At 67.9% G+C, this 7,080-nt stretch carries 8 protein-coding genes; all 8 read right to left on the bottom strand.

Annotated elements, in window-relative coordinates:
* On the bottom strand, nt 1-618 hold a 618-nt coding region (locus tag VFW45_16675), incomplete at its 3' end, for a hypothetical protein (GenBank protein ID HEU5182423.1).
* The gene (locus VFW45_16670) at nt 608-1,108 is read right to left on the bottom strand and encodes a hypothetical protein (protein HEU5182422.1); all 501 of its coding nucleotides are present in this window, start codon (nt 1,106-1,108) and stop codon (nt 608-610) included. The genes VFW45_16675 and VFW45_16670, both read right to left, overlap by 11 nt.
* A complete protein-coding gene (locus VFW45_16665; protein HEU5182421.1) occupies nt 1,108-1,878 on the bottom strand; it encodes a TIGR01458 family HAD-type hydrolase in 771 nt (256 codons plus the stop codon). The genes VFW45_16670 and VFW45_16665 overlap by 1 nt, the downstream gene beginning before the upstream one ends.
* Nucleotides 1,865-3,304, bottom strand: a complete 1,440-nt coding sequence (gene pabB / locus VFW45_16660; protein HEU5182420.1) for an aminodeoxychorismate synthase component I — start codon at nt 3,302-3,304, stop codon at nt 1,865-1,867. Before pabB ends, VFW45_16665 begins: the two co-directional genes overlap by 14 nt.
* Complete coding sequence (locus VFW45_16655) at nt 3,301-4,209, bottom strand: aminotransferase class IV (protein HEU5182419.1); 909 nt, start codon at nt 4,207-4,209, stop codon at nt 3,301-3,303. Before VFW45_16655 ends, pabB begins: the two co-directional genes overlap by 4 nt.
* 1 nt (nt 4,210) lies before the next feature.
* Nucleotides 4,211-5,347 carry an aminofutalosine synthase MqnE gene (gene mqnE / locus VFW45_16650; protein ID HEU5182418.1) on the bottom strand — a complete coding sequence of 379 codons (1,137 nt, stop codon included), beginning with the start codon at nt 5,345-5,347 and terminating at the stop codon, nt 4,211-4,213.
* The gene (locus VFW45_16645) at nt 5,344-6,207 is read right to left on the bottom strand and encodes a PHP domain-containing protein (protein HEU5182417.1); all 864 of its coding nucleotides are present in this window, start codon (nt 6,205-6,207) and stop codon (nt 5,344-5,346) included. Before VFW45_16645 ends, mqnE begins: the two co-directional genes overlap by 4 nt.
* Before the next feature lie 8 nt (nt 6,208-6,215).
* Nucleotides 6,216-7,080, bottom strand: an 865-nt coding sequence (gene rny, locus VFW45_16640) for a ribonuclease Y (protein ID HEU5182416.1), incomplete at its 5' end; no start/stop codon positions are given.

Raw genomic sequence — 7,080 nt, 5'->3', positions numbered from 1 at the left:
GGCGCTCAGGCTTCCCAGCAGGGTCACCGCCAACGTGGTCAGCATCGTGGCCGCTCCGAAACCGGCGGCGACCAGCAGAACGCCCCCCATGCCGAGCTGCGCGGCGCTCGCCAGCAGGATGGGAAATGCCAGGGCACAGGGACTGACTCCGATCACCACCACCAGGGACACTCCGGTGAGGCTTCCTTTGAACCAGCGCTCCAGGAGATGTCCGTGATGATGTCCCGGTTCCCCTTCCGAGTGAGATTCGGCCCCAGGATGGGGCGGGTGATGACGCCGCTCGCGCAGCCAGGAGGCCATGCCGTAGCCGAAGCCGAAGATCGCCAGGGCCCCCGAGCTGAGCACCCCGAGCGTCTCGCCGAGCCGGTGCGCCAGCGCCTGCGCTCCGCTGCGACCGAGGGCGTAGGTCCCGACCCCCAGCCCGATCGCCAGCAGGACGTGCAATGCCCCGCTGGCCGAGGCCAGCGCCAGCGTCTTGGCCACGCGCCAGCCGCGCGACTTCCCCATCAGGACGAACGGCAGCCAGTGATCGGGAATCAGCGCATGCAGGCCCGCCGTGGCGCTGGCGGCGACGAGGTAGACGAAAGTGGCGGGATCCAGCGACCTCTCAGGCGTCATGATCCGCGGGCGGCGATGGGGCGGCGGATCGCGGCTCCCAATCGCGCTCGTGCACCAGCGCCCAGGCTTCGCAGACGCTGGCGGGATGGAGGCGGCAGTAGACGTAGCGCGACAGGTGCAGCGGTTGCTTCAGCTTGAGGACCAGGGACTGGCGGCGGAACATCGGCGGCGTCACCACCGCCGCTTCGACCGCGTCGGCGGACAGCGGCACGAACCGCAGATAGCGCCGCACCGAGATCTGCCTTCCCTCCCAGCGGATCTCTCCCGAGCGGGTGGTGACCGGCCACAGCGCCGCAATCAGAAAGAGGGCCGACAGAAAATGGAGGGGGCTTCGGGAGAGCACGCCCGCCGACAGCAGGACCGGCAGGATCGACCAGCCCAGGATCACCGCCACGCGCCGCATGCGGAAGCCGGTGCCGAACGTGATGTTGCCGCGCCGGGCCGGAGCGGCCGGACAGGTCGGCGAAACGGCACCCGCGTGAGCGGCCATCAGAACCTGGCCGCCAGATCCCCGAGGTTCTGCACCACGAGGTCCGGCCGGATCCCGGAGCGCTCCACGAGATCCTTGCGATACTTCCCGGTCTGCACCAGGATGCCGGTCAGTCCGGCGTCTTGAGCTCCCTTGACGTCGTTCTCGATGTCGTCGCCCACCATGGCGATCTGCTCCGGGGGGAAGCCCATCCCATCCATGGCCACGCGGAAGAAATCGGCAGAAGGCTTTCCCACCAGGCGCGCCTTGATCCCGGTGGCATACTCGAGAGCCACCACGAAGGGACCCGCATCCAGGACCAGCTCGTCGCGCACCTTCCAGAACCGATCTTTCTGCAGCGCGATCATCTCGGCACCGGAGAGGACCGCCTGGAAGGCGCGGTTGAGCGTGGCGTAATCGAAGCCCGCCGCCAGATCGCCGACTACCACCACCTGCGGATCCCGGTCGACGGCGACGATCCCGTCGAACTCGCGGCGGGCATCCTCCTTCACCAGGAGCAGGCAGCGCGTCTGCGGACGGCGCAGCAGCTCCTTCGCCGCCACATAGGGCGTGTTGACGACCTGGTCCTCACCGACCTCGATTCCCAGGCCCGCCAGGCGCCGCACCAGCGAGGCGCGGCTGCGGGCGGTGGCGTTGGTGGCGAACCGGAAAGGGACGTGCTTCTGCTGCAGCCAGCGGATGGCGTAGACCGAATCGGGGATCACCTCTTCATCGTCGTAGACGACCCCGTCCAGATCGATCAGCAGTCCTTTGATGTCACGCTCGCCCATCCGGCCCTCCTTCCAGCGCTTTCTCATCTCCGGCCAGCAGATCCAGCAGCGGCCGCGCCTTGTCGAGCGTTTCCTGATACTCCGATTCGGCAACGGATTCCGACAGCACCGCGCCGCCGACCTGCAGCTCGGCCAGGCCAGAGCGGACCAGCAGCGTCCGGATGACGATGTTCAAGTCGAGATCCCCGTCCAGGGAGAAGTACCCCAGCGAGCCGGAATAGATTCCTCTCTCGACCCCCTCCAGCTCGTCGATGATCTCCATGGAACGCAGCTTCGGGGCTCCGGTCATCGAGCCGCCCGGGAAGAGCGCCTGCACCAGGTCGACCCCGTCGGCCTCTTCGCGCAGCCGGCCGGTGACCCGCGAGACGAGATGGTGCACGCTCGGCAGCGTCTCCACCGCGCACAGCTCCTCGACCCGGACGCTGCCGGGGACGCACACCCGGCCCAGATCGTTGCGCGCCAGATCGACAATCATCACATTCTCGGCGCGCTCCTTCACCCCGGCCCGCAGCGCCACCACGGCGGCCGCGTCACCGCTCGCGCTGCCGGCGCGGGCCCGGGTCCCCTTGATCGGGCAGGTCTCGGCCGTCCGGCCGGAAAGGCGCACGAAGCGCTCCGGCGAGGCGCACAGCACCGTCCCCTCCGGCAGAGGCAGATAGGCGCCGAAGGCGCTGGGATGCGCCTCGACCAGCCGGCGGTAGAGCGCCGGCGGATCCCAGGATCCTTCCACTTCGATGCGATGCGAGAGATTCACCTGGTAGATGTCTCCAGCGGCCAGGTATTCACGCGCCTTTTCGATGCGCCACAGGTATTCGCGCTTCGGGGTGAGGTAGCGCGCCGCTCCCTTCCCTTCGCCGCCGTCGCGCGGCTTGCGCTCGCGGGTTTCCTCACACCGCCGGCGCAGCCGGTCCAGATCCATCCGGCGCTTCTGGCGGCGGCGCGCGTCGCCTTTCACGCCGACGCCCGAGGCCACCAGGTGAGTGGTGCCGGCGCGATGATCCACCACGATCGCATGGTCGTAGAAAGCCAGGTGCAGGTCGGGCCAGGAAGAAGGGGCCAGCGTCCCTCCCGGACGGGCGCCGGTGAATTGCCGCAGCCCATAGCCGAGGTAGCCGATCGCGCCGCCCACGAAGGGAACCCCGGGCAGCTTCTCGACGAGATGCTCGTCCAGGACGCCGCGCAGAACGGGAAAAGGATCTCCCGTGAAGACACTCTCGCGCTCCAGGCCCCGCAGGCTTCCTCTTCCACGATGCCAGCGCAGGACCAGGAATGGATCTGAGGCCAGGATCGAATTCCTTCCCGCCTCGGAGCTGCTCTGCAGCAGGACCGGCAGATTCGCCGAGGCCATTTCGCCCAGCAGCGCGAGCGGGTCGATGGCTCCCGGCAGGCGGTGCGCCTCCACGGCGGCGACCGGCCGGAGCGTCATGGCTGCGCCCCGCCGCATTCGCTGTCCACCAGCTCCTGAATGGCGGCCGCCAGATGCAGGGCGATCGGGCCCGACCGGCCCGTCCCCACACTCCGCCCATCCAGGCGGCCCACCGGCAGGACTCCCCAGGAAGTATTGGTCAAGAACACCTCTTCCGCCGCGTGCAGCTCCTCCGTCCCGTAGCGTCCCTCCTCCCAGGCGATGCGGCGATTCTCCGCCAGCTCTAGGACGACGCCTCGCGTCACCCCTTGCAGGATGCCGCATTCGAGGGAGGGGGTCTGCAGCTTCCCGGCGCGCACCATGAAGAGGTTGCTGGCGGTCCCTTCCCTGAGAACGCCGTCGCTGCCCAGCAGGATCGCCTCCCGCGCCCCCGCCTCCTCCGCCTCCATCCGCGCCAGGGCGAGATGGATGCGGCTGATCGACTTGAGCGCCGGGTCGAGGTTGTCCCGGCCGGTCTGGCGGATTCTCGCCACGACGGCCGCCACCCCTTCGCGCAAGGTCTCGGAGGGGACGGGCGGTGCCTGGCCGAGGGCGATGATCACGCAGGGAGCGGCTCCGGCGAGACGCTCGAACCCGGGTCCGCCCTCGCCTCGCGTCACCGTCAGCCGGACCCTCGCTTCCTTCAATCCGTTGGCGGAGGCGCAGGCGAGGATCGCCTCGGCAAGTGCCGCGGACGCCAGTGGCAGGCTGATGCGCGCCAGCGACAGCGATTGCCAGAGTCTCTGCTCGTGCTCGCGCCAGCGGAACAATCGGCCGTGCCGCAGCAGGAGCGTTTCGTAGACGCCGTCTCCCAGGAGCAGGCCGCGATCGAAGACCGAGACGCGCGCTTCGGCGGCCGGCAGGATGCTCCCGTTGATCCAGACGAGCGGCGCCCAGCCGCGGGGCGAGCCGGAGGAGGGAGCCACGTCAGGCGCGGGCAGGGGCGCCGGATCCCGTCGCGACCGTCGCCGTCCCGATCGGCCGGTACAGCGTGTCACGCTCCACCGGGTCCCGGCCCGCTTCCCGGATGAGTCCGACCAGGTCGCGCCGCGACAGGTGCTGCGAGGTCTCGGCGCCGGCGGAGTGGACGATCTCTTCGGTGGTCACCGTGCCGTCGATGTCGTCCGCGCCGTAGGCGAGAGCGATCTGTGCGACGCGCGGCGTGATCATGATCCAGAACGCCTTGATGTGGGGGAAATTGTCCAGCATCAGCCGGGGAACGGCGATGTTGCGCAGGTCCTCCACGGCGGTGGCCTTCTTCAGATGATCCAGCTTGGTGTTCTCGGGATGGAAGGCCAGGGGGATGAAGGTATTGAAGCCGCCCGTCTCGTCCTGCGCCTCGCGCAGCAGGATCAGGTGATCCACCTTCTCTTCGCTCGTCTCGACGTGGCCGTAGAGCATGGTGGCGTTGCTCTTGAGCCCGGCGCGATGCGCCGTCTTGGCGCATTCCAGCCAGCCCCTGAAGTCAATCTTCTTCGGAAACAGCAGTCGGTGCAGACGCGCGCTCATCACCTCGGCGCCCCCTCCGGGGAACGAGCCGATTCCCGCCTCCTTCAAATCCAGAATGATCGACTCCACGCTGCGCCCGGTGCGCTGCGCGAAATCGGCCACCTCGACCATCGTGAGGGCCTTGACGTGCACCTCGGGACGCACGTCGTGCACCGCGCGGATCATGTCGAGGTAGTACTCCAGCGGCAGCTCCGGATTCACGCCGCCCACCATGTGGATCTCGGTGATCGGCTCGTGCAGCTTCTCCCTGACCCGCGCCTGGATCTGCTCGAACGACAAAGAGTAGGCGTCGGCGTCCTTCGGGGTCCGGTAGAAGGCGCAGAACTTGCAGAACTTGTCGCACACATTCGTCGGATTGATGTGCTGGTTCACGTTGTAGTAGGCGACGTTGCCGTTCATGCGCTCGCGCACCTGGTTGGCCAAAGAGCCGACCAGGTTCAGATCCGGGTGCTCGTACAACAGGACGCCTTCCTCCCGGTCGAGACGCTCTCCCCGCTCCACTTTGCGGGCAATCTCACCGAGCCCGGCGCGCTCCAGCCTTTTCCGATCGATCATGCCCTTCCCGCCTCCCCACCCGTCGCGGCATGCCGCCGGATTTCCGCGCTTTTCTCGAAGATCCGGTCCACGGTTTGCGCCGGGATCCGGACGGTTCCGACCTTATAGGTCCCGCGGCGCTCCCCGTGGCAATCGGATCCCCCGGTCGCCAGGATGCCTTTACGAGCCGCGAGCTCGGCCAGCTCGCGCGATTGAGCCGGCTTGAGGCGCGGGTGCAGGACTTCCAGCCCGTCGATGCCGGTCTCCACGAGAGAGCGAATGTTACCAGAAGAGAGGTTCAGATGGGGATGGGCCAGGATCAGGACGCCCCCCGCGGCCGATACCGCCGCTCGGGCCGAATCGAGAGTGAAGCGGGCGCGCGGCACGAAGGCGGGACGTCCGGGATTGAGATACCGATCGAAAGCATCCTGCGCGGTGCGGACGGTTCCGGACAGCACCAAAGCTTCCGCCAGGTGAGGTCGTCCCAGCGAGGCCCCGCGGGCCGATTCGCGCACCTGCTCCATGGTGATGGCGACCCCCATCCGGTTCAGCCTTTCCACGATCCGGCCGGCGCGCGTCTCACGCTCGCTGCGATAGGTTGCCAGGGATTCCCGCAATACGGGCGAGGAGAGATCGAATGCGTAGGCGAGGAGGTGGATCTCGTGACCGAGAAACTCGGCGCTGATCTCCACCCCGTTGAGCACCCGGACTCCCAGCCGCTCCCCCGCGGCGAGCGCCTCGGGCAGCCCTTCCAGGGTGTCGTGGTCCGTCAGGCTGACCGCCTGAAGCCCGGCCGCGGCCGCCTGCTCGAGGAGCGCCGCCGGCTCGTCGGTCCCGTCGGAGTGGCGGGAATGGAGATGGAGATCGGCCTCCTCCGCCACGCCTTCCCTCAGCGCGCCACTTCAGTGGCCCGCATTTCCCGGATCACGGTCACCTTGATGCGGCCGGGATACTCCATCTCCTTCTGGATGCGCTGGGCCAGGTCGTTGGCCAGCAGCGACACCTGCGCGTCGTCGATCTTCTCCGGCACGGCGATGACCCGGATCTCCCGCCCCGCCTGGATGGCATAGGACTGCTCGACCCCTTCGAAGCTGTTGGCGATTCCCTCCAGCTTCTCGATCCGCTTGGCGTAATCGACCAGCGTCTTGCGCCGGGCCCCGGGGCGCGACCCGGAGATGGCATCGGCCGCCGCGACCAGGACGGAGATGGGCGAGATCACCTCGATGTCGTCGTGGTGCGAAGCGATGGCGTTGATGACCACCTCGTGCTCGCCGTATTTGGTCCCGACTTCGGCTCCGATCTCCGGATGGGTCCCCTCGGTCTCGAAGTCGATTGCCTTGCCGATATCGTGCAGCAGCCCGGCGCGCAGCGCCAGGTTGGAATCGAGCCCCAGCTCGGTCGCCATCATGGCCGTCAGCTGGGCGACCTCTACCGAATGCTCCAGCACGTTCTGCCCGTAAGAGGTGCGGTACTTGAGGCGTCCCAGGGTCTTGACCATCTCGGGATGCATCCCCTTGATCCCGAGGTTCTTCACCGTCTCGTCCCCGGCCCGCAGGATCGACTCCTCGACCTTGCGCCGCGATTTCTCCACGACCTCGTCGATGCGCCGCGGGTGGATGTTGCCGTCTTTGAGGAGGCGCTCCAGCGAGACGCGCGCGATCTCGCGCTTGATCGGGTTGAAACAGGAAAGGACCAGCATGTCGGGAGACTCGTCCATCAGCAGTTGGACGCCGGTGGCCTTCTCGAAGGCGCGG

This window comes from Candidatus Polarisedimenticolia bacterium (assembly GCA_035764505.1).
Taxonomy (GTDB): Bacteria; Acidobacteriota; Polarisedimenticolia; order Gp22-AA2; family AA152; genus AA152.
Note: the sequence above shows the minus strand (reverse complement) of the source record. Positions and strands in the feature narration are given on the sequence as shown.